This window comes from Streptomyces sp. NPDC059851 (assembly GCF_042732005.1).
Lineage (GTDB): Bacteria > Actinomycetota > Actinomycetes > Streptomycetales > Streptomycetaceae > Streptomyces.
The window spans coordinates 1-19,879 of the sequence record NZ_JBHWJJ010000012.1 but is presented as its reverse complement, the minus strand read 5'-3'; the positions used below and the strand labels follow the sequence as shown (position 1 = coordinate 19,879).

The 19,879-nt window shown below is 72.8% G+C and carries 16 protein-coding genes and 1 pseudogene; 12 read left to right on the top strand and 5 right to left on the bottom strand.

Going from position 1 to position 19,879, the window contains the following annotated elements; all coding sequences use genetic code 11:
* The first annotated feature begins 136 nt into the window (after window positions 1–136).
* Window positions 137–2,119, top strand: coding sequence for an acetoacetate--CoA ligase (locus ACFV7Q_RS06075; protein ID WP_385424094.1), 1,983 nt, complete (start codon window positions 137–139; stop codon window positions 2,117–2,119).
* A gap of 64 nt (window positions 2,120–2,183) precedes the next feature.
* The gene (locus tag ACFV7Q_RS06070) at window positions 2,184–3,158 is read left to right on the top strand and encodes a hypothetical protein (RefSeq protein ID WP_385424091.1); all 975 of its coding nucleotides are present in this window, start codon (window positions 2,184–2,186) and stop codon (window positions 3,156–3,158) included.
* A gap of 127 nt (window positions 3,159–3,285) precedes the next feature.
* Here the strand turns inward: ACFV7Q_RS06070 and ACFV7Q_RS06065 are convergent, their stop codons facing one another.
* Window positions 3,286–4,647 carry a glutamine synthetase family protein gene (locus tag ACFV7Q_RS06065; protein ID WP_360638282.1) on the bottom strand — a complete coding sequence of 454 codons (1,362 nt, stop codon included), beginning with the start codon at window positions 4,645–4,647 and terminating at the stop codon, window positions 3,286–3,288.
* Between the two features lie 173 nt (window positions 4,648–4,820).
* Between ACFV7Q_RS06065 and ACFV7Q_RS06060 the strand changes: the two genes are divergently transcribed.
* The 4 genes from ACFV7Q_RS06060 (at window position 4,821) to ACFV7Q_RS06045 (ending at window position 7,221) form a co-directional block, all read left to right on the top strand.
* On the top strand, window positions 4,821–5,246 hold the full coding sequence (locus tag ACFV7Q_RS06060) for a hypothetical protein (protein ID WP_385424088.1): 426 nt from the start codon (window positions 4,821–4,823) through the stop codon (window positions 5,244–5,246).
* Between the two features lie 74 nt (window positions 5,247–5,320).
* Window positions 5,321–5,986, top strand: a complete 666-nt coding sequence (locus ACFV7Q_RS06055) for a DUF3105 domain-containing protein (protein ID WP_385424086.1) — start codon at window positions 5,321–5,323, stop codon at window positions 5,984–5,986.
* A complete protein-coding gene (locus ACFV7Q_RS06050) occupies window positions 5,983–6,678 on the top strand; it encodes a DUF305 domain-containing protein (RefSeq protein ID WP_385424083.1) in 696 nt (231 codons plus the stop codon). The genes ACFV7Q_RS06055 and ACFV7Q_RS06050 overlap by 4 nt, the downstream gene beginning before the upstream one ends.
* Window positions 6,679–6,801: 123 nt before the next feature.
* Window positions 6,802–7,221 carry a CBS domain-containing protein gene (locus tag ACFV7Q_RS06045; RefSeq protein ID WP_385424080.1) on the top strand — a complete coding sequence of 140 codons (420 nt, stop codon included), beginning with the start codon at window positions 6,802–6,804 and terminating at the stop codon, window positions 7,219–7,221.
* Here the strand turns inward: ACFV7Q_RS06045 and ACFV7Q_RS06040 are convergent.
* Window positions 7,206–8,045 (bottom strand): alpha/beta fold hydrolase, encoded by an 840-nt coding sequence (locus tag ACFV7Q_RS06040; RefSeq protein ID WP_385424078.1) that lies wholly within the window; start codon window positions 8,043–8,045, stop codon window positions 7,206–7,208. The two genes, ACFV7Q_RS06045 and ACFV7Q_RS06040, sit on opposite strands and share 16 nt — an antisense overlap.
* Window positions 8,046–8,170: 125 nt before the next feature.
* Entirely contained in the window at window positions 8,171–8,785 is a 615-nt protein-coding gene (locus ACFV7Q_RS06035; protein ID WP_385424286.1) for a DUF998 domain-containing protein, read from the bottom strand.
* A gap of 615 nt (window positions 8,786–9,400) precedes the next feature.
* Between ACFV7Q_RS06035 and ACFV7Q_RS06030 the strand changes: the two genes are divergently transcribed.
* The 3 genes from ACFV7Q_RS06030 to ACFV7Q_RS06020 all read left to right on the top strand — a co-directional run bounded on the left by ACFV7Q_RS06030 (window position 9,401) and on the right by ACFV7Q_RS06020 (window position 13,750).
* Window positions 9,401–10,276 (top strand): GyrI-like domain-containing protein, encoded by an 876-nt coding sequence (locus ACFV7Q_RS06030; RefSeq protein WP_385424075.1) that lies wholly within the window; start codon window positions 9,401–9,403, stop codon window positions 10,274–10,276.
* A 141-nt stretch (window positions 10,277–10,417) separates the two neighbouring features.
* The gene (locus tag ACFV7Q_RS06025) at window positions 10,418–11,896 is read left to right on the top strand and encodes a DUF4190 domain-containing protein (protein WP_385424072.1); all 1,479 of its coding nucleotides are present in this window, start codon (window positions 10,418–10,420) and stop codon (window positions 11,894–11,896) included.
* A gap of 99 nt (window positions 11,897–11,995) precedes the next feature.
* Window positions 11,996–13,750, top strand: a complete 1,755-nt coding sequence (locus ACFV7Q_RS06020) for an NAD+ synthase (RefSeq protein ID WP_385424069.1) — start codon at window positions 11,996–11,998, stop codon at window positions 13,748–13,750.
* A 55-nt stretch (window positions 13,751–13,805) separates the two neighbouring features.
* On the opposite strand, the pseudogene ACFV7Q_RS06015 reads toward ACFV7Q_RS06020, so the two are convergent.
* Window positions 13,806–14,751: pseudogene (locus ACFV7Q_RS06015) on the bottom strand (endonuclease/exonuclease/phosphatase family protein); the annotation flags it as partial.
* Between the two features lie 396 nt (window positions 14,752–15,147).
* On the opposite strand from ACFV7Q_RS06015, the gene panB reads away from it, so the two are divergent.
* The 3 genes from panB to ACFV7Q_RS06000 all read left to right on the top strand — a co-directional run bounded on the left by panB (window position 15,148) and on the right by ACFV7Q_RS06000 (window position 18,053).
* On the top strand, window positions 15,148–16,008 hold the full coding sequence (gene panB / locus ACFV7Q_RS06010) for a 3-methyl-2-oxobutanoate hydroxymethyltransferase (RefSeq protein ID WP_385424066.1): 861 nt from the start codon (window positions 15,148–15,150) through the stop codon (window positions 16,006–16,008).
* Window positions 16,009–16,176: 168 nt separating this feature from the next.
* A complete protein-coding gene (locus ACFV7Q_RS06005; protein ID WP_385424063.1) occupies window positions 16,177–17,202 on the top strand; it encodes an ATP-binding cassette domain-containing protein in 1,026 nt (341 codons plus the stop codon).
* Window positions 17,199–18,053, top strand: a complete 855-nt coding sequence (locus ACFV7Q_RS06000) for an ABC transporter permease (RefSeq protein WP_385424060.1) — start codon at window positions 17,199–17,201, stop codon at window positions 18,051–18,053. The genes ACFV7Q_RS06005 and ACFV7Q_RS06000 overlap by 4 nt, the downstream gene beginning before the upstream one ends.
* A 59-nt stretch (window positions 18,054–18,112) precedes the next feature.
* Here the strand turns inward: ACFV7Q_RS06000 and ACFV7Q_RS05995 are convergent.
* On the bottom strand, window positions 18,113–19,879 hold a 1,767-nt coding region (locus ACFV7Q_RS05995; protein WP_385424058.1), incomplete at its 5' end, for an ATP-binding protein.

Below are 19,879 nucleotides of genomic sequence, written 5' to 3'. Positions count from 1 at the left end.
GGGCACCCCTGGTGCAGAGGTAGATCACATGGCATCGTCCCTGTGTGCCGCCGCACGCACACCCACCGCGCGATGGCACCGTACGCACATCCCGCGCGCACCCCGCGCGAGCCGCAGACTGACCGGGAGCCCACCCATGACCTCGACCACCCAGCCGGAACCCCTCTGGTCCCCGGGGCCCGACCGGATCGCCGGGGCCCGCATCACCGCCTTCCAGGCCTGGGCCGCGGAGCGCCACGGCGCCCCCGCCGACGGCGGCTACCCCGCGCTGCACGCCTGGTCCGTCGCCGAGCTCGACACCTTCTGGCAGGCCGTCGCCGAATGGTTCGACGTACGGTTCACCACCCCCTACGAATCCGTCCTCGCCGACCGCTCCATGCCGGGCGCGCGCTGGTTCACCGGCGCCACCCTGAACTACGCCGAGCACGCCCTGCGCGCCGCCGAGGACGCGGCACGCGCCGACGACGCCGCCCTGCTGTACGTGGACGAGACCCACGACACCACCCCCATCACCTGGGCCGAGCTCCGCGGCCAGGTCGGCGCGCTCGCCGCCGAGCTGCGCGCCCTCGGCGTACGCCCCGGCGACCGGGTCAGCGGCTACCTCCCCAACATCCCGGAGGCGGTGGTCGCGCTCCTCGCCACCGCGGCCGTCGGCGGTGTGTGGACCTCCTGCGCCCCCGACTTCGGCGCCCGCAGCGTGCTCGACCGCTTCCAGCAGGTCGAGCCGGTCGTCCTGTTCACCGTCGACGGCTACCGCTACGGCGGCAAGGAGCACGACCGCCGCGACACCGTCGCCGAGCTCCGCGCGGACCTGCCCTCGCTCCGGGCCGTCGTCCACATCCCGCTGCTCGGCACGCCGGCCCCCGACGGCACGCTGGACTGGGCGGACCTGACCTCCGCCCGCACCGAGCCGGTCTTCGAGCCGGTGCCCTTCGACCACCCGCTGTGGGTGCTGTACTCCTCCGGCACCACCGGGCTGCCCAAGGCGATCGTGCAGTCGCAGGGCGGCATCCTCCTGGAGCACCTCAAGCAGCTCGGCCTGCACTGCGACCTCGGGCCGGAGGACCGGTTCTTCTGGTACACCTCCACCGGCTGGATGATGTGGAACTTCCTCGTCTCCGGCCTGCTGACCGGCACCACCGTGGTCCTGTACGACGGCAGCCCCGGCTACCCCGACACCGGTGCCCAGTGGCGCATCGCCGAGCGGACCCGGGCCACCCTGTACGGAACCTCGGCCGCCTACGTCATGGCCTGCCGCAAGGCCGGGGTGCACCCCTCGCGCGACCACGACCTCTCCGCCGTGAAGTGCGTGGCGACCACGGGTTCGCCGCTGCCGCCCGACGGTTTCCGCTGGCTGCACGACGAGGTCGCCGAGGACCTGTGGATCGCCTCCGTCAGCGGCGGCACGGACGTCTGCAGCTGCTTCGCCGGCGCCGTCCCCACCCTCCCCGTCCACATCGGCGAGCTCCAGGCCGCCTGCCTGGGCACGGACCTCCAGTCGTGGGACCCGTCCGGAAAGCCGCTCATCGGGGAGGTCGGCGAGCTGGTCGTCACCAACCCCATGCCCTCCATGCCGATCCACTTCTGGAACGACCCGGACGGCAGCCGCTACCGCGACAGCTACTTCGAGATGTTCCCCGGCGTCTGGCGACACGGGGACTGGATCACCCTCACCGAGCACGGCTCGGTGGTCATCCACGGCCGCTCCGACTCCACCCTCAACCGGCAGGGCGTACGGATGGGCTCCGCCGACATCTACGAGGCCGTCGAACGCCTCCCCGAAATCAAGGAATCCCTGGTCATCGGCCTGGAGGAGCCGAACGGCGGCTACTGGATGCCGCTGTTCGTGCACCTCGCCCCCGGCGCCACCCTGGACGACGACCTGCGCGCCCGCATCAAGGCCACGATCCGCGAGGAGCTCTCCCCGCGGCACGTGCCCGACGAGGTCATCGAGGTCCCCGGCATCCCGCACACCCTCACCGGCAAGCGCATCGAGGTCCCGGTCAAGCGCCTGCTCCAGGGCACGCCCCTGGAGAAGGCCGTCAACCCGGGCTCGGTCGACAACCTCGACCTCCTGCCCTTCTACGAGGAGCTCTCCCGCACCCGCACCCGCTCCTGAACCCACTGTCAGTGGCCGTCGTTACTCTGAGTGAGCAATTGACTGCTCATTCAGGGGGGACCCCATGTCCGGAACGCACCGCACCCCAACCGGCGACCACGGCACTGACCGCACCAGCCGCTCCGGCAAACGCCGCATGCTGCGCCGCGAGATCCCCGGAACCATCGGCCTCCTCGCCGACCCCGGGGATTTCGCGGCCATGCGCCGCTACCGCAGCTTCGCCTTCGACGACCACCAGGACTACCTGCGGCACGTCGACGAACTCCTCAGGTCCCTCGCCGCCCAGGGCATCCACACCACCGTGGCCCTCTTCGACCCGGAGGAGTACGCCGACTTCTGTGCCGAGCAGCGCCTCGACCCGGACAGCGCCGCCTCCCGCAGCCGCTTCACCGCCGAGCTCGCCGGCACCGGCCCCGGCCTGCCCTACACCGGCCGCCCCATCGACGAGATCGTCCCGCTCCTGATCGACGAGGCCGTCCGCCAGGCCACCTGGGAGTACGCCACCGCGCTCCTCGCCGACCTCGGCACTTGCGCCGACTGCGGCGAGGACATCGGCCGCTCCTCCTTCGAACGGGCCGCCGACCTGCTCACCCGCCTCGTCCGAGGAGCCGGACCGGGCCACCACCACCTCGTCTGCAGCATCCCCACCAAGGACCGGCAGCTCCTGGCCGTGCTCCACACCGAGTCACCCGCACACCCACCCGGACATTCACCCGCGAGCGCCGGACCGGACGGCCCGGACCGCACGCCGCGTCCCGACGGCCGCGACAGCCTCGACTTCGTGACCGTCCTGGCCGCCGGCCTCGCCCTCGGCGGCCCGGGGGGACTGGTCCTGCGCACCACCGGCGCGGGATCCGGCGACCGCGTCCACGGATGGCGCCTCGACCGGGGCCGCCTGGTCCCCCTGTCCGCGGCGGCCGTCTTCAACGCCTACTGCACCGACGCCGACACCGGCGAACCCGTGGCCCCGGAGCACGGCGTCGAACACTGCCCCGGATACGAGGTGGACGACCCCGACCCCCACCACGGGAGGAGGTAGCCGACGCGGCCGGGACCGAACGGCCGGGGGGGGGGCCCCCCCCCCCCGGCGGGGGGGGGGGGGGGGGGGGGCGCGGGCCCCCCCCCCCGGAGCCCGGTGCGCGCGGGATACCGCCGCTGACCTGTGCTTACAGCACCGGGAGGTTCTTGCGGAGTTCGAAGGCGGTGACCTCCGAGCGGTATTCCTCCCACTCCTGCTTCTTGTTGCGGAGGAAGAAGTCGAAGACGTGTTCGCCGAGGGTTTCGGCGACCAGTTCGCTCTTCTCCATCAGGGAGATCGCCTCGCCCAGGTTCTGCGGGAGGGGCTCGATGCCCATCGCACGGCGCTCGGAGTCGGACAGCGCCCACACGTCGTCGTCGGCGCCGGCCGGGAGTTCGTAGCCCTCCTCGATGCCCTTCAGGCCGGCGGCCAGGAGGACGGCGTACGTGAGGTAGGGGTTGGCGCCCGAGTCGATCGAGCGGACCTCGATGCGGGAGGAGCCCATCTTGCCCGGCTTGTACATCGGGACGCGGATCAGCGCCGAGCGGTTGTTGTGGCCCCAGCAGATGTACGAGGGGGCCTCGCCGCCGGAGCCGGCGGTGCGCGAGGAGCCGCCCCAGATCCGCTTGTACGAGTTGACCCACTGGTTGGTGACGGCCGAGGTCTCCGCCGCGTGCCGCAGCAGGCCCGCGATGAAGGAGCGGCCGACCTTGGAGAGCTGGTACTCGGCGCCGGACTCGTAGAAGGCGTTGCGGTCCCCCTCGAAGAGGGAGAGGTGGGTGTGCATGCCGGAGCCGGGGTACTCGGAGAAGGGCTTCGGCATGAAGGTGGCCTGGACGCCCTGCTCCAGGGCGACCTGCTTCATGACCAGGCGGAAGGTCATGATGTTGTCGGCGGTGGAGAGGGCGTCGGCGTAGCGCAGGTCGATCTCCTGCTGGCCGGGGGCGCCCTCGTGGTGGCTGAACTCGACGGAGATGCCCATGGATTCGAGCATGGTGATCGCCTGGCGGCGGAAGTCCATGCCGACGTTCTGCGGGGTGTGGTCGAAGTAGCCGGAATTGTCCGCCGGGACGGGGCGTGAACCGTCCAGCGGCTTGTCCTTCAGCAGGAAGAACTCGATCTCCGGGTGGGTGTAGAAGGTGAAGCCCAGGTCGGAGGTCTTGGCCAGGATCCGCTTCAGGACGAAGCGCGGGTCGGCGAAGGAGGGGGAGCCGTCCGGCATGAGGATGTCGCAGAACATGCGGGCGGTGCCCGGGGCCTCGGCGCGCCAGGGCAGTATCTGGAACGTGCCCGGGTCCGGCTTGGCGATCATGTCGGACTCGTACACCCGCGCGAAGCCCTCGATGGCCGAGCCGTCGAAGCCGATGCCCTCGTCGAAGGCCTGCTCCAGCTCGGCCGGGGCGACGGCCACCGATTTCAGGAAGCCCAGCACGTCGGTGAACCACAGGCGCACGAAGCGGATGTCGCGCTCCTCCAGCGTCCGGAGGACGAATTCCTGCTGCTTGTCCATGCCTTCATCCTCGCAGTTCAGACGGCTTGTGCACCACCGCCCCCAGGGGTGGTCGCACAGGAGGGCGGGCCCAGTATCGCCAGCCGCGGTTTCCGCCACATTACGCACCCCGCAAAGGTGGCGGCACCCCCGCACTGACCTCGGACCCGTCATGAGCATTACCATCTGCGGCCATGGGGGGACGGGAGCACACGCGGCACGGGCGCATCGGACGCCACCTGCCCCGGCGCGCCCTCATCGCGGTCGCCCTCTCCGTGCTGCTCGGCGCGCTGCTGCTGTGCGTACGCCCGGGTGAGCCGCACGCCGTGACCGCGGCTGCCGGGGTCACGGCTTCCTCCGGTCCCGTCGTGCGCGGGCACGCACATCCGGCCCCGCACGCCCCCGCGCATGCCGTGTGCGTGTCGCACGACGACCTGCCCGGCTGCTCGCCCTTCTCCCACGTCACCCCCGGCGTCCTGCCCGCCCCGCCGCCCGCCGTGCCGGTGGCGGCGGCCGCCGCGGATCCCGTCGCGCGCGTCGCCGACGCCGGGCGGGCCCGCCCGCACGGCACGCTCGCCCGGGCCCCCGACCTCCACGCCCTCCAGGTGTTGCGGACCTGACAGGTCCGGTGCGCTCCAGCGCGCGCCCCGACCGGATCCACACCTCCACCCCCCTCAGCAAAGGAACAGGGCTCATGGCCGGCACCACCAGGAACGACCAGCACTCCCGTCAGGCGCGCATAGCCGAGATGCGCCGCGCGGAACGCTCCCGCGAGCGCCGCAACAAGGTCATCGCGATCACCGCCTCCGTGGCCGTCGTCGGCGGCCTCGTCGGCTTCGGCACATGGGTGCTGGTCGACCAGAAGAACAAGGAGAAGGCCGAGGCCGCCGCCGTCGAGGCCGCCCGTACGACCCCGATCGCCCAGGAACAGACCTGGGAGGCCAAGACGCTGGGCCGCAACCACGTCGAGACCCCCGTGTCGTACCCGATGAACCCGCCGGTCGGCGGCGACCACAGCCTCCGCTGGATGAACTGCAACGGCGACGTGTACAAGGAGCCGATCCCGCAGGTGAACGCCGTGCACTCGCTGGAGCACGGCGCGGTGTGGGTGACGTACAACGAGAAGGCCCCGCAGGCCGAGGTCGACAAGCTCGCCGAGACGGTGGCGAAGACCCCGTACTCGCTGATGAGCCCCGTCAAGGACCAGGCCGGCGCCATCATGCTGAGCGCGTGGGGCAAGCAGGTCACCGTCGACAGCGCGTCCGACCCCCGGGTGAAGCAGTTCTTCACCCAGTACGTGCAGGGCCCGCAGACTCCCGAGCCGGGCGCGGCCTGCACCAACGGGCTGGCCGGCAAGTGAGGCGCACGTACTGGGCGGCCGGCACGGCGGTCCTGCTCGCGCTGGTGTTCGCGGTGGCGGCCACGGTCGCCGCCGCGAACGGAAGCTCCGGCGCCGGCACCGCGCGCGAGCAGCGGACACCGGCCCTGTACTCGCCGGACGCGGGCTTCGCCCGGGACATGGCCGTGCACCACCAGCAGGCCGTGGAAATGTCCTTCATCGTGCGCGACCGCACCCAGGACGAGGCCGTGCGCAACCTCGCCTACGACATCGCCAACACCCAGGCCAACCAGCGGGGCATGCTGCTGGGCTGGCTGGACCTGTGGGGCCTGCCGAAGGTGCTGGCCGACGAGCCGCCGATGTCGTGGATGTCCACGGGCGGCGGCAGCGGAGGCGGCGGCAACGGCAACGGCCACTCCGGGCACGACATGGGCGGCGTCACCGCCAAGCCGGGCGCGCTCATGCCCGGCATGGCGACCAAGGAGGAGCTCGCCGCTCTCGGCGCCGCTCAGGGCCGGGACGCGGAAGTGCTGTACCTCCAGCTGATGACCGACCACCACAAGGGCGGCGTCGCGATGGCCCAGGGCTGTGCGACGCAGTGCCGGACCCCGGCCGAGCGGACGCTCGCCCAGGGCATGGTCGACGCCCAGCAGTCGGAGCTCACCTTGATGGCGGACATGCTGCGGCAGCGCGGGGCTGCGCCGCGCGGGTGACGGAACACCCTCGTACGGTGGTGGGAGGGCGCCCTCACCGGCCCTCCCCCATCGGCCTCCCGAGGGCGCCGGGGCCGGCGCGACCGCGCCGGCCGCGCGACGGCATGCTCAGGAGGTTCCCCCATGACCACCGCGGCAGACATCATGCACCCCGGAGCCCAGTGGATCCCCGCCACGGAGACCTTGGACCGGGCTGCCGAGCTCATGGGCCGGCTCGGCGTGGGCGCGCTGCCCGTCAGCGACGCCGACGAACGGATGTGCGGCATCATCACCGACCGCGACATCGTCGTGAAGTGCGTTGCCAAGGGCCACGACCCGGCGAAGGTCACCTGCGGCGACCTGTGCGAGGGCACCCCGCGCTGGATCGCCGCCGACGCGGACGTCTCCGACGTCCTGAACGAGATGGAGTCCCACCAGATCAAGCGGCTCCCCGTCATCGAGAACAAGCGCCTGGTCGGCATGATCAGCGAAGCCGACCTGGCCCAGCACCTTCCGGAGGACCAGCTCGCGGAATTCGTGGAGAGGGTCTACGCCCGCCGCTGAGGGGGCGCCGGGGCGCCGGTAGAAGCACTCAGGACCGCTCGGGCCGTTTGGTCCGGGCGGTCCAGCATGACCAGGTGACCGGCGGGGGCGACGGTCTCGAAGCGGGCTCCCAGGGCGGCCGCCAGGCCCCGCTGGCGGTCCAGCCAGTGCAGGGCCGCCGCCGAACCGGAGCCGTCGTACCCGGCGAGGACCGTGGTGGGGGCGGTCAGCGGCCGGTGGGAGCGCAGCGCGAGGACCTCGGCGGCCATGTCGGGGTAGCGGGCGTTCTCCAGCAGGATCCCGCGCCACACCCGGCCGGTGCGGTAGCAGCGGCGTACGAGGTCCCGCGCGGCCGGGTCGGGACCGCCGGTCCGGGACAGGCGGACGGCGGCCCGGCGCGCCGCGGGCCCCACGGCGGCCGGGAGCCCGGCCGCCGCCAGGGCCCGGCCCAGCGCGCGGGCCGCGCCGGTACGGAGCCCGGTGGGCAGGACCGCGTGCGGCTGCTCCTCGACGCTGCCGTCGACCAGGACCAGGGCGGCGGTGCGCTCCGGGTACAGGCGGGCGAAGGCCTCGGCGTGGAAGGCGGCGATGGAGTGCCCGGCCACGGTGACCGGGGCGGCGCCCACGGGGCCCAGCGCGTCCAGCAGCCCGGCGATCCGGCGGGCCTCACCGGCGGCGGTCGGCGGCGCCGTGGCGGGTCCGCTCAGGCCGTGCCCGGGACGGTCGAAGCGGATCACGGTCCGGCCGGCGGCGACGAGCAGCGCCGCGACCGGGTCCCAATCGAACCAGGCCATGGCGAGCCCCGTACTCAGCACGACGGGCGGACCGCTGCCCTCCACGACCACGTGGAGCGGAACCCCGTCGTCCGACCGGACGAACGCGGGGACGACCGCTGCGCCGGCGGTGGCTGAAGCACCTGGGCCAGCTGGGGCACCTGGGGTACCTGGGGCAGCTGGGGCGCCCGGGCCCGTCATGTACGGCGCTCCTCGTACACGGAGTAGGCCAGCAGGCCCAGCCAGAGCGCCACGAGCAGCACCTGCATCCGCTGCCCGGCCCCCAGCGCCCAGGTGCCGTGCCCGGCGGTGAACAGCGAAATGGCGGTCAGGGTCCAGGCGGTGGCGAGGAGCTCCATGACGACCAGGACGGGCCCGTACTCGGCGAGCGCCGCGAAGCGGCCGTAGCGGCGGGCCGCGACGGTCAGGGCGACGATCCCGATGAGGGCGCCGGTCATCGCGAGGCTGCTGCTGACGGCATGGGCCTGGTGGGTGGCCGGAACCAGTTTGGCGGTCTCCAGGGCGGCGCACTCCGGGTCCACGGTGGGGGTGCAGCTCAGCGGGAGCCAGGCGTCCGCGGCGGTGGCGGCACCGAAGAGCGTGATCCCGGCCCAGCCGGTGACGGACCAGCGGCGACGGGCCTCGTGGTGCCACCGGAGCCGGATCAGGGCCAGCAGGCCGCCCGCGAAGGCGAGCAGGCCCGCGGTGAAGTCGGTGGCCCTGAAGAGGCCGCCGAGCGGCTGGTCCTGGGCGGCGAGCTCGCTGACGTACGTCTGGATGGGGTTCAGGCCCGTGGAGAGGACGACCTCCATGACCCAGGCCGTGTACGCCGTGGCGGCGAGGCCGATCAGCACGGCGATGACCTGCGGCCCCCTGGACGCCACCGACCTCCCGGACGCCCCGGACCTCCCCGAGGTCCCCGACGTCCCCGACGTCTCGGAGCTCCCCGACGTCCCGGACCCGGGGGCACCCCCGGACCCCGTGGTGCCCGCGGGATCACTGGGGTTCCCGGTGCTCCGCGAGCGGCCTATTCGGCCCTCGGCCCCCGCTCCACGCATCCCCCTGGCGCTGGCCTTTGCGACTTTCGTGGTCATATTCCCCATCATCCTTAACACGGCCGAGCCGGCCCTCCGTTCGGATACCCACCCGGGGTAGCGTTCCGGGCGTGGCGGCCCCGTTCCGCGCACAACCCCGCGAGCCGCCCCGGCGGCCCCCCGGGCCGTCCGAGTCCGTCCCCCGCCCTGGATGACGTGACCCCGGCCGCTTGCGTTGCCTCGGCCGCCGAGTGCGTCGGACCACACCGCCTCCCGCAGCGCCTCGCCGCCGGACCGGAACCGACCGGACCGGGCACGGAATGTCGGGTACGGCCCGGCTGCCCGTTCCTACGGTGGGGACCGCAGAGAGAAAGACAGAGGAAGGAAGCCGGGATGCTGGAGCGGCTCAACCGAGCCATGGACCACATCGAGGAGCGCCTCCACGACCACGTGGACGCGGCCGAGCTGGCCCGGATCGCGATGACGTCGGAGTACCACTTCCGGCGCCTGTTCTCCGCACTGGCCGGGCTGCCGCTGTCGGAGTACGTCCGGCGCAGGCGGCTGACCGTCGCGGGTGCCGAGGTGCTGGCCGACGAGCGGACGCTGCTCGACATCGCCGTACGCCACGGCTACACGTCGGTCGAGGCGTTCGGGCGGGCGTTCCGGGCCGTTCACGGCATCGGCCCGGGCGAAGCGCGGCGCACCGGTGCGGTCCTGCGGTCACAGCCCCGGATGTCCTTCCGCCTCGTCGTCGAAGGGAGTACGACCATGCAGTACCGGATCGTGGAGAAGGCGGAGTTCCGGATCGTCGGCAGGAGGACGCGGGTGCCGCTCGTCCACGAGGGGGTGAACCCGGCCATCGTCTCGTTCGTCGAGCAGGTCGGGCCGGAGCTGGCCGAGCGGACGGCCGGGCTCTCCGACCAGGAGCCGGCCGGCATCGTCTCGGTGACGGAACACCTGGGCGACAGCCGCGAGGAGGGCGTCGAACTCGACTACCACCTCGCGGTGGTGACCGGCGCCGCGGCTTCGCAGATCCCGGGGGACCTGGACGTGCGGGTCGTCCCGGCCGGCGCCTGGGCCGTCTTCGAGAACACCGGACCGTTCCCGCAGGCCCTCCAGTCCTTGTGGCGGGACGTCTACACCCAGTGGTTCCCCTCCAACCCGTACGCGCTACGGCCCGGCCCGGAGATCCTGCGCACCCCGCGGTCGGTGGAGGGGGCGAACGTGACGACCGAGCTGTGGATTCCCGTGGAGCGGACGGCGGTCTGACGGGGCGCCACTGAGCGGGCCGGTCCTGCCCTCCGGGCCCGGAGGGCAGGACCGAAAGCTTTTGGCCGCGTGGGAAGCGCCGTGGCAGGCTGTCCGATCATCAGACTGCCTCTTTCGATCAGACGAGGACGTTTCCGCCGCATGAGCACGCCTCCGAACCCGCCCGGCCCGCCCACGGAGCCCGAGGGCACACCCGTGCCCCAGCCGGAGGCGGCCCCGACGCCCGAGCCGTCGCTGAGCAAGCCCGCGGACGCCGCCGCGGCTCCGGCCACCGAACCCGCGCCGGCCGCCGCGCCCACCCCGCTCTCGCTCACCAAGACCCCCGAACCGGAACCGCAGCCCGCCGCCACCCCGGCGGAGCCCGCCCCCGAGCCGACCTCGGACGAGCCCGCGCCGGCCGCCGCGCCAGGCGCGGTCCCGCTCACCAAGACCCCCGAACCAGAACCGCAGCCCGCCGCCACCCCGGCGGAGCCCGCCCCCGCAGGTGCCACCGCCGAGGTTGCCGCCGCCCCGGCCGCCGATCCCGCGCCGGCCGCTGACCCCGTCCCGGCCGCTGACCCCGTCCCGGTCGCCGCGTCCGCGCCGGTCGCCGATCCCGCGCCGGCCGCCGCCGCGACGCGGCCCGATCCCTGGGCCACGCCCGTCCCGGGCGCCACGCCGCCCCCGGCAGCCGCCCCCGCTCCGGAGACGGCCCACACCGCCCAGCACGGCTTCGCGGCGCCCGCCCCCGGACCCGCTCCCGTGCCCGGCTACGGCGGGGCCGTGCCGCCGGGGGCCGGGCCGTGGGCCGCGCCCGGTGCCGGTGGCGCCTGGTTCCGGCCGCCCGCCCCCGTCACCAACGGGCTGGCCGTCGCCGCCCTCGTCGTCGGCCTGGTCTCGCTGCCGATCGGCCCGATCCCGTTCCTCTTCTGGCTCGGCGGGATCCTCGGCGTGACCGCCATCGGCCTCGGCATCGGCGCCGTCAACCGCGCCTCGGCCGGCGCCGGCCGCAAGACGATGTCCGTCTTCGGCACCGTCCTCGGCGTGCTCGGCATCGCCGCCTCCATCGGCGGCTACTTCATCACCCAGAACGTGATCGGCGACTTCGCCGACCGCGCCGCCGAAGCCCGCTTCGACGGCCCCGCCTGGGACGACCCCGAGTACGACCCCGGCGCCGACGAGCCCTGGCCGCCGCAGCCGTCCAAGCCCGCCGTGCCGAAGCCGTCGCGTACCGCGCCCACGGGCCCCGGCATGACCACGCCGCTGCCGTTCGGCGAGACGTACACGTACCCGAACGGCATCAAGGTCAGCCTGTCCGTGCCGAAGGAGTACGTGGCGAAGAGCAAGTACTCCAGCATCCGCAACGCCGTGCAGATCACGCTGACCATCACCAACGGCTCCACCGAGAACCACAACGTGATCCACGCCGTGCCCGAGGTCCGCGACGACAAGGGCATGACCGCCCAACTCGCCTTCGACGGCGGCAACATGCCCAAGCTCATCCGCGGTGACATCCTGCCCGGCCAGTCCGCCAGCGGGATCATCGCCTACGAGGTGCCCGAGGGCACCACCAGCCTCACCGCCTCGATCTCCCCCGGCGTCCTGATGCCCGGCGCGAAGTTCGCCGGCCCGATCGGCTGAGCCGACGGCGGCCGGCAGCAGACCCGCCCGAGCCGCCGGAACCCTTGGGGCACGGGGCTTCCCAGGACATCGCGTCAGAAAGACGATTACACTGGGCCCGTGCCCCAACTACGTCTCGCTCTGAATCAGATCGACTCGCACGTCGGCAACGTCTCCGCCAACGCCGACTCCGTCGTCCATTGGACCCGGCACTCCGCCGAGCAGGGCGCCCACCTCGTGGCGTTCCCCGAAATGATGCTGACCGGGTACCCCGTAGAGGACCTCGCCCTGCGCGCGTCCTTCGTCGAGGCCTCCCGCACCGCGCTGCGCGGGCTGGCCGGGCGGTTGGCCGCCGAGGGCCTGGGCGAGGTGCCGGTGATCGTCGGATACCTCGACCGCGCGGAGCGGGCCGCCCCGCGCCTGGGTCTGCCCGCCGGCTCCCCGGAGAACGCGGCCGCCGTACTGCACCGCGGCGAGGTGGTGCTCCGCTTCGCGAAGCACCACCTCCCCAACTACGGCGTGTTCGACGAGTTCCGTTACTTCGTGCCGGGCGACACCCAGCCCGTGATCCGCGTCCGCGGCGTCGACGTCGCCCTGGCGATCTGCGAGGACCTGTGGCAGGAGGGCGGCCGTGTGCCCGCCACCCGCTCCGCGGCCGCCGGCCTGCTGATCTCCGTCAACGCTTCCCCGTACGAACGCAAGAAGGACGACGTCCGCCTCGAACTGGTGCAGAAGCGGGCCCAGGAGGCGGGCTGCACCCTGGCCTACCTCGCGATGATCGGCGGCCAGGACGATCTCGTCTTCGACGGCGACTCCATCGTCGTCGCCGCCGACGGCCGGGTCATCGCCCGCGCCCCGCAGTTCTCCGAGGGCTGCGTCCTGGTCGACCTGGACCTGCCCGCGGCGCAGGCCGACGCCCCCGAGGGCATCGTCGACGACGGGCTGCGGATCGACCGCGTGATCCTGTCCGAGGAGCCGGTCGAGCCCTACGAGCCGGCCGTCCCCGGCGGCTACGCCGACCGCCTCGACGACGACGAGGAGGTCTACGACGCGCTGGTCGTGGGCCTGCGCGCGTACGTCAAGAAGAACGGGCTCCGCTCCGTCCTGATCGGGCTCTCCGGCGGCATCGACTCCGCGCTCGTCGCCGCCATCGCCTGCGACGCGATCGGCGCACAGAACGTGTACGGCGTCTCGATGCCCTCGAAGTACTCCTCGGAGCACTCCAAGGGCGACGCCGCCGAACTGGCCCGCCGGACCGGCTTGAACTTCCGCACCGTGCCGATCGAGCCGATGTTCGACGCGTACATGGCGGCACTGGGGCTGACGGGCCTGGCCGAGGAGAACCTCCAGTCCCGGCTGCGCGGCACGACGCTGATGGCGTTGTCCAACCAGGAGGGCCACATCGTCCTCGCCCCCGGCAACAAGTCGGAGCTGGCCGTCGGCTACTCCACCCTGTACGGCGACTCGGTCGGCGCGTACGGCCCGATCAAGGACGTGTACAAGACGGACGTCTTCCGGCTCGCGCGGTACCGCAACCGGGCCGCGACCGAGCGCGGGGAAACCCCGCCCATCCCGGAGAACTCGATCGTGAAGCCGCCGAGTGCCGAGCTGCGCCCGGGCCAGGTGGACACGGACTCGCTGCCCGACTACCCGGTGCTGGACGCGATCCTGGAGCTGTACGTGGACCGTGACCTGGGCATCGAGGCGATCGTCGCGGCCGGGTTCGACCGGGAGCTCGTGGCGCGGACCCTGCGGATGGTGGACACCGCCGAGTACAAGCGCCGCCAGTACCCGCCGGGCACGAAGATCTCCGCGAAGGGCTTCGGGAAGGACCGCCGCCTGCCCGTCACGAACGGCTGGCGCGAGCACGCCTGACGCCCGCCGGCACCGGGAGCTCCGCCCGGCTGCTCCGCCCGGTTGCCCCGTCCGGCTACTTCGTGATGGTCACCCGGGCCGCGACCGGCAGGTGGTCGCTGCCGGTCTGCGGCAGGGTCCAGGACGCCTCCGGCTTCATCCCACGGACCATGATCTGGTCGATCCGGGCCATCGGGAAGGGGGCCGGCCAGCTGAAGCCGAAGCCGTCGCCCGCCGCGCCCTGGGTCGAGCGCATCTGCGAGGTGACCTCGGACAGGGAGCGGTCGTTCATGGTGCCGTTGAGGTCGCCGAGCAGGATGACCTTCCGCAGCGGCTCGGCGGCGAGCGCGGCGCCCAGCGCGTCCGCGCTCTTGTCGCGCTGGTTGGCGGTGAAACCGGCGTTCAGCTTGACCCGTACGGAGGGCAGGTGGGCCACGAACACGGCGACCTGCCCCTGCGGGGTCTCGACGGTGGTGCGCATGGCCCGGGTCCAGCCAAGCCTGATGTCGACCGGCCGGCTGGAGCTGAGCGGGTACTTGCTCCACACGCCGACGGTCCCCTCGACCGCGTGGTACTTGTAGGTGGCCCGCAGCGCCTGCTCGTAGGCGGGGACGGCGCTGCCCTTGAGCTCGGTCAGGGCCAGGACGTCGGCCCCGGCCCCGGCCACCGACCGGGCGGTGCCGCGCGGGTCGGGGTTGTCGGCGTCGACGTTGTGTGCGGCGACCACCAGGTTGCCGCCGGGACCGGACTTGTCGGTGACCAGGCCGCCGAAGAGGTTCACCCAGACGACGGCCGTCAGCAGTATCGCGATCAGCGCGGTGGCGGACTTGCGGATCACCGCGGCGGCGAGCAGGAGCGGGACGAACACCCCCAGCCAGGGCAGGAACGTCTCGGTGAGGCTGCCCAGGTTGCCGACGCTGTTCGGCAGCTCCGCATGGAGGATCATGACGAGCGCCAGCAGCACGGCGAGCACCGCGAGCACGATCCCCCGCCGCCAGATGCCCCGGTCGCGCCGCAGCTCGGCCAGGCCGCGCCGGATCCGGGACCCGCGGGGCTCGGGCTCCGAGCCGCCGTTCCCCGTCTCCGTCATGTACGCCTGTGCCATGCCACTGCCCTCGCTGCCGTGCTCGCGCTCCGTCCCCCCACCATGACCCTAGGCGATGGACGCAGCCTTCCGTGCCGTTGTTCCGACCGTACGTCCGGGAGGACGAACGGCCATGCGGCCCAGGTTCCGCTTGTCACGAAACGCGCACATTCGGTCAGCGCACCCCCTTCGCACCCGGCTGGCGCCCCCGCCGGTGAGGTGTGACGGGACGGTCACCCCCTCCACTTTCGCGCCCGGCCGGGCAGGTGCCACCATGGGGTGAGTCCGGGGACGCCGTCAGGGCGCCTCGAGATGACATCAAGGAGCAGTTGCAATGACGCATGCCGTTTCGCCTGCCCGCGAAGCCGCCTCCCCCACCCTGTACGGAGGCACGGGCACCCGACGGATCACCGTCCGCGACCTGACGCTCGCCAAGGAGCGCGGCGAGAAGTGGCCCATGCTCACCGCCTACGACGCGATGACCGCGTCCGTCTTCGACGAGGCCGGCATTCCGGTCATCCTCGTCGGCGACTCGATGGGCAACTGTCACCTCGGCTACGAGAACACCGTCCCGGTGACGATGGACGAGATGACGCTGCTGTCCGCGGCCGTGGTGCGCGGCACCCGGCGGGCCCTGGTCATCGGTGACCTGCCGTTCGGCTCGTACCAGGAAGGCGCCGTCCAGGCGCTGCGCAGTGCCACCCGGCTCGTCAAGGAGGCCGGTGTCGGCGCCGTGAAGCTGGAGGGCGGCGAGCGCTCGCTGCACCAGACCGAGCTGATCGTGCAGTCCGGCATCCCCGTCATGTCCCACCTGGGCCTGACCCCGCAGTCCGTCAACGCCATGGGCTACCGGGTCCAGGGCCGCGGCGACGAGGCCGCGCACCAGCTGCTCCGCGACGCCAAGGCGGCACAGGACGCGGGGGCCTTCGCGGTGGTGCTGGAGCTCGTACCGGCCGAACTGGCCGCCGAGGTCACCCGTTCGCTGCACATCCCGACGGTCGGCATCGGCGCGGGCGCGGACTGCGACGCGCAGGTGCTGGTGTGGACCGACATGATGGGTCTGACCGGGGGGAAGATGCCGAAGTTCGTGAAGCAGTACGCGAACCTCCGGCAGACCATGGGCGACGCGGCGAAGGCGTTCGCCCAGGACGTGGTCGGCGGAACGTTCCCCCAGGAGCAGCACACCTTCCACTGACCCACCGACCCGCTCGGATCGGCTCGGCTCGGCACGACCCGAACCGGCAGCCCGTCGGCCCCGTCCGGGCCGGCGGGCTGCCGTCGTCCCGCCGGGCGTCGGTGGGCCGTCGGTCGGCTGTCGGTCGGCTGTCGGTGCTTTGTCGGCGGCGGCTGGTCCCATGGGGGCATGACGCGAAACGACAAGAACCCCCCGAGCGGCGGGAACGCCGTCGAAGTGAGGGGACTGGTCAAGCACTTCGGCGGGACCAAGGCCCTCGACGGTGTCGACCTGGACGTCCGCCAGGGCACTGTCCTCGGGGTCCTCGGCCCCAACGGCGCCGGCAAGACCACCCTGGTGCGCTGCCTGTCCACCCTCCTCGTGCCGGATGCCGGAACCGCCCGGGTCGCCGGCTACGACGTGGTCCACCAGCCGCGGCAGCTGCGCCGCACCATAGGCCTCACCGGCCAGTACGCCTCGGTCGACGAGCGACTGTCCGGCTGGGAGAACCTCTACATGATCGGCAGGCTGCTGGACCTGTCCCGCAAGGACGCCCGCCGCCGCGCCGACGAGATGTTGGAGCGGTTCTCGCTGACCGACGCGGCGAAGAAGGTCGCCGGGACGTACTCCGGCGGCATGCGCCGCCGCCTGGACCTCGCGGCCTCCCTGATCGGGAACCCGGCCGTGCTCTACCTGGACGAGCCGACCACCGGCCTGGACCCGCGCACCCGCAACGAGGTGTGGGACGAGGTGCAGCGGCTGGTGGCCGAGGGCGCGACCGTCCTGCTCACCACCCAGTACATGGAGGAGGCCGAGCAGCTGGCGAGCGAGCTGACGGTCATCGACCGGGGCAAGGTCATCGCCAACGGCAAGGTCGACGAGCTGAAGGCCCGGGTCGGCGGCCGCACGCTGCGGATCCGTCCGGTGGACCCGGCGGAGCTGCCCGGGATGGCCCGGGCCCTGGCCGAGGCGGGACTCGACGGCGTCGCCGGCTCCCAGGCCGTGCCGGACGAGGGCGTGCTGCTGGTCCCGATCCTCAGCGACGAGCAGCTGACCGCGGTGGTCGGACTGCTGGCGGCCCGCGGCTACGCCATCGCCGACCTGGGCACGTACCTGCCCAGCCTGGACGAGGTGTTCCTCTCCATCACCGGCCACCCGGCCACGTCCCCCGAGGACTCCGTTCCCACCGGCACGACCGAGGAGGTCGCGGCATGAGCACGACGACTACCGCCCCGGCCCGCGAGGCGGCCGCCGGAACGCCCGCGCCGAAGGCGGCGCAGTCCGCGGAGGGCCGGATCGGCCTGCGCGGCAACCTGCGGCACATAGGCGCCCTGGCACGCCGCAACGCCCTCCAGATCAAGGCGAATCCGGAGTCGGTGTTCGAGGTCGTGCTGATGCCGATCATCTTCATCCTGCTGTTCACGTACGTCTTCGGCGGCGCGATCGCGGGCAAGGGCAACCAGGACGCCTACGTCAACTACCTGGTCCCCGGCATGATGGCGATGACGGGCCTGAACATCGCCATGGCGGTGGGCACCGGCGTCAACGAGGACTTCAAGAAGGGCATCATGGACCGCTTCCGGTCCATGCCGATCGCCCGCTCCTCGGTCCTCGTCGCCAAGATCGTGGTCGAGGTCGGCCGGATGCTGGTGGCCACCGCGATCCTCCTCGGCATGGGCTTCCTGCTGGGTCTGGAGATCAAGACCTCGGTGCTGGACCTGCTCGCCGCGGTCGGCCTGTCGGTGGTCTTCGGCGCCTCGCTGATGTGGATCTTCATCCTGCTCGGTCTGAGCATGAAGACCGCCCAGGGCGTCCAAGGGGTGGCGATGCTCGTGCTGATGCCGCTCCAGTTCGGCAGCTCGATCTTCAGCCCGCCGTCCTCGATGCCCGGCTGGCTCCAGTCCTTCACGGACTACAACCCGCTGTCCAACCTGGCCGACGCGGCCCGCAACCTCATCAACGGCGGCCCCGTCGCCCACTCGGTGTGGATGACGCTGGGCTGGGCCGTGGTGATCACCGTGGTCACGGCGCCGCTGGCGGTCGCGAAGTTCCGCAAGAAGACCTGATCCGGCCGGACGGTCCGTTCCGGATCGCGTCCCGGACGGGCCCCGCACGGCGGGCCGGGTCAGACGAGGGCGGTGGCCTCCTCCAGGGTGAGGCCGCCGCCTTCGGCGTACGCCGCCCCGTACGCGGCATCGCCGAGGGCCGCGCGGGCCAGCTCCTCGGCCCGGGCCGAGTCCTCGCGCTCGGTGCTGACCGGGAAGTGCCCCACGGGCAGCAGGGCCCGGTACGCGCCGAGGAGTCGCGCCGCGTCGTACGCCTGCCCGGGGCCGCCGAGGGTGGCGCGGGCGCGGGCCGCCGTCAACAGGTACACGGCGGGCATCTGCGGGGCCACCATCAGGGCGAGCGGGTCCTTGGCGGCGCTCATGGCCTGCCGGACCAGCACCAGTGCCTCCTCGGGCCGTCCGTCCTGGTTGTCGAGCCAGGCCATGGTGCCGAGCAGGAACCCGTCGAAGATGGCGTACGCGCCGAAGGCGAAGTCGTCGCGCAGCTGCTGGAGCTGGGCCCGGCCCTCGGGGATGCGGCCGCTGCGCCCGTAGCAGCAGGCCAAGAACATGCGGGCGGCTGGCAGGGCCTCGTTGCCGTACGCGTGGGGGGTGCTCAGGACGTCGGTGAGCAGCTCCTCCGCCTCGGCGGCCCGGCCGCTCTCGATCAGGACCCCGGCCATCCGTACGCGCAGTACCGTGACCTGGGAGGAGGCGCCGAGGCGCTCCGCGTACTCGATCGCGGAGCGGAAGTCCTCGGCGGCGAGCGCGTACCGGCCGCGCTTCTCGTGGGACTCGGCGCGCGCGGACAGGGCCTCCGCGGCGCCCCAGTCGTCGCCGAGCTCGGTGAACAGGGCCAGGCTCTCCTCGGCGTCGCGCACCGCGTCGCCGGGCCAGGAGGCGCGGTTGGCCAGGATGTTGGCCCGCATTTGGAGGGCGCCGGCCAGCTCCCAGCGGTAGTCCAGTGCGCGGGCGGTGTCGACGGTGGCGTCGATGACCCGCTGGAGCAGGTCCGCGTCCCCGGAGAGCATCGTGGCGTAGACCCACAGCGAGCCGGGGGTGTTGCAGGTCTGCGGCATGCCGGGCCTGTAGGCGGAGACGATCCCTTCGATCTGGTGCCGGACCTCCGGGGAGGTCCAGCTCTCGTTGCTCTGGTCGCGGGCGGCGAGCTGGATCATGCGGATGCCGCGCCAGGCTTCGGTGAGCCGCTCGCCGCCGTACGGCGGCGGCGTGTCCACGAGGCGCCCGTGCACGGGTTCGGCGGGGGTGACGGGCGGCTGGAAGGGGTCAGGGCCCAGGGCGCCGGCGGCGTTCGCCCAGTGCCGGGACTCGGCGCGCAGGTCGTGCATCTGCCAGTACCAGACGAGGGAGTGCACCAGGCACAGCACTTCGCCGGCGTCGCGGGCGGCGACGGCGCGGCGCAGGGCGGTGCGGAGGTTCTCGTACTCGGTGGCGAGGCGTTCGGCGGCGGCGCGCTGGCCGTGTCCGCGCAGCTGCGGCTCGGTGGTGCGGGCGAGTTCCCGGTAGTGGACGAGGTGGCGACGCTCGGTGGCCGCCCGGTCCCCGGGGACCTCGTCCAAGCGCTCGCCGGCGTACTCGGCGACGGTCTCCAGGAGCCGGTAGCGCATGCCGTCGGGCGTGGGGGCGGCGATGACGAGGGATTTGTCGACGAGGGAGCCGAGGACGGCCGCGACGTCGGCGCTGCCCCGCGGGGTGTCGGCGCACACAGCCTCGGCGGCGGGCAGGTCACAACCGCCGGCGAAGACGGACAGGCGGGCCAGGACGGTCCGCTCGGGCTCGTCGAGCAGGTCCCAGGACCAGTCGACGACCGCGCGGAGGGTCTGCTG